2 protein-coding genes and 1 pseudogene are annotated in these 2089 nt (G+C 42.1%); 2 read left to right on the top strand and 1 reads right to left on the bottom strand.

Annotation, left to right across the window (positions count from 1 at the left end):
• The coding region (locus A2517_RS02010; RefSeq protein WP_294893698.1) for a class II fructose-bisphosphate aldolase at nucleotides 1-199 on the bottom strand (199 nt) is incomplete at its 3' end.
• Nucleotides 200-249: 50 nt separating this feature from the next.
• Here A2517_RS02010 and A2517_RS02015 point away from each other — a divergent pair.
• Both A2517_RS02015 and A2517_RS02020 read left to right on the top strand, forming a co-directional pair.
• Nucleotides 250-1653, top strand: a complete 1404-nt coding sequence (locus A2517_RS02015) for a M23 family metallopeptidase (protein ID WP_294893699.1) — start codon at nucleotides 250-252, stop codon at nucleotides 1651-1653.
• A gap of 29 nt (nucleotides 1654-1682) precedes the next feature.
• Nucleotides 1683-2089 (top strand): annotated as a pseudogene (locus A2517_RS02020) (methyl-accepting chemotaxis protein); the annotation flags it as partial.

Here is a 2089-nt window from a genome sequence, read left to right on the forward strand (position 1 = left end):
CTCCTCCATTGGAGAATTGGATGATAACGGGAGAATTAACCACTTTTGCCGCTTCAAGGACACCGTTGATCGAGTCGGTATTGACTACATTGACCGCCGGGAGTGCAAATCCCTCTTGTTTTGCAATTTCAAAGAGTTTTTGAACATCGTCACCGAAAATCACTCCCGGTTTCATTACATCTAAAATTTTTACGGACATTGCTTTTACCCCACACTTAAAATTGACGATATTATAGCCTTAGAGGAATAATGTTAGAATTAAAAAAAGTGGAGTGGGTTTTGGTACGTATCATTGTTTTACTTCTTGCCTATTGCGGAATCATTTTTGCCGCCCCAACACCGCTAGTATTTGATACGCTTGCCGAACCGCTTCAAAAAAGTACTGCCTCCATTGAAAAGCTCAGTCAGAAGCCAGTAATGGAACCGAATAAGCAGATATTGCGGAATTTTTTGAACGGGGTTGATGCAACTTTGAGTGTGGGGAGAGAACTCTCTTCTGCAAAAGAGATCGATAAAGAGATATTAAATGCCTATCTCAAAGAGCTGCGGGAATTGGCACGTACCAAAGAGTCTATTGACACCCTCTACCGAAAATCGTTAAACGTGGCTATAGTGGAGTCCGATAAAAAGAGTTTTGAAGATTTGGTAGCGGTCTCCTTAGATCCTCTCCATCACCCCCGCATCCGCTCTGAAGTGATTGCATTTTATCGAAAAAACTATCCACACCATTCGATTAAATCAATTGAAGCGTTGTGTGATGAGCAAGCGTTAGAGCAAAAAAGTATCCAAATCGCGATCGAACAAGAACAAGCATACGAAGAACATTTGCGTATTTTGAAACGCTCTGAAGTCTCCAATGTCAAAAAAACAGCCCAAATCGGTTCCCGTAACAGCGTTATTTTGAGTACGGAAGCCAACGGTGTAGGGGGGTATGAATTTGAGGCTGAAAATCTAAATCCCTACACGGTAACGATGAGTATCGATTTTGAATCGCTCAGCAATCTAAAAACAGACAGTAAACTCCCCCTTTTTATTGAGATTCCCGGACGAAGTAAAAAAAAGGTCCTTGAACTTGATCGTATTTCTCACGCTTTGGGTGTAGATTACCGATCATCTTATGGTTGGGTGAGGGGATCCGCGTTTGCGGTTCATCAAAATAATTATCTCTATAAACTTCCATTCCTAAAAGGCTCCAATGTCTATGTATCCCAAGGATATCATGGAGAGATGTCTCATAAAGGGCTCTCGGCGTATGCGGTTGATTTTCCGGTTCCTGTCGGAACACCGATTTATGCGGCACGGGAGGGGATTGTCGTGGGATCGGAAGGGGGAAGTAATCAAGGCGGTGCGAGTCCTGAGTATCGACAATATGCCAATTACGTTATTATAGAACACAGTGACGGAACGATGGGGAATTATTATCATTTGAAACAAGGGGGTGCGGTTGCACTGATCGGTCAGAAAGTTTCTAAGGGAGATTTGATCGGCTATTCCGGTAATACGGGATACAGCAGCGGACCGCATCTTCATTTTAGCGTGAGCAAGGTAGATCCGATTTCGATGCGCCGACCGATGAATTTACCGATTAAAATGGAAACTGCACAAGGAATTGTAAATTTACCGCGCAAAGGCGATCGATATACGGTACAATAATCGCACAATTAATAACAATGAGGTCTTCAATGTTTGATACGGTCAAATCCAAAATAATTTTTACAACTTTGCTCTTCAGTTTTTTAGGATTGGGGACAATTTATTGGTATTTAACAACAACATTTCATGACTTTTCAAATGAGACGGCAAAACGCTCTCTCAATATGTTAAGTGAGTCTATTTTTCAGACTCTTTCGGGGAGTATGTTGGCGGGTGATCCGGCTGTAGTCGCTGAAGCGATAGCGAATGCCCAAAAAATTGACGGCATTGAAGCCTTGAAAGTAGAAAAATCCAAGGCGGTTATTGAATTGCTGGCACCCGATTCGAAATTTACCGATGAGCCGTTAATCCAAGAAATTTTTAAAACTAAAAAACCGTATGTTGCGGAAAAGACGAACGGTATCCATACAATTCGTCTACTACAGCCTCTGATAGC

This window comes from Sulfuricurvum sp. RIFOXYD12_FULL_44_77 (assembly GCF_001830725.1).
GTDB classification, from domain to species: Bacteria; Campylobacterota; Campylobacteria; order Campylobacterales; family Sulfurimonadaceae; genus Sulfuricurvum; species Sulfuricurvum kujiense_A.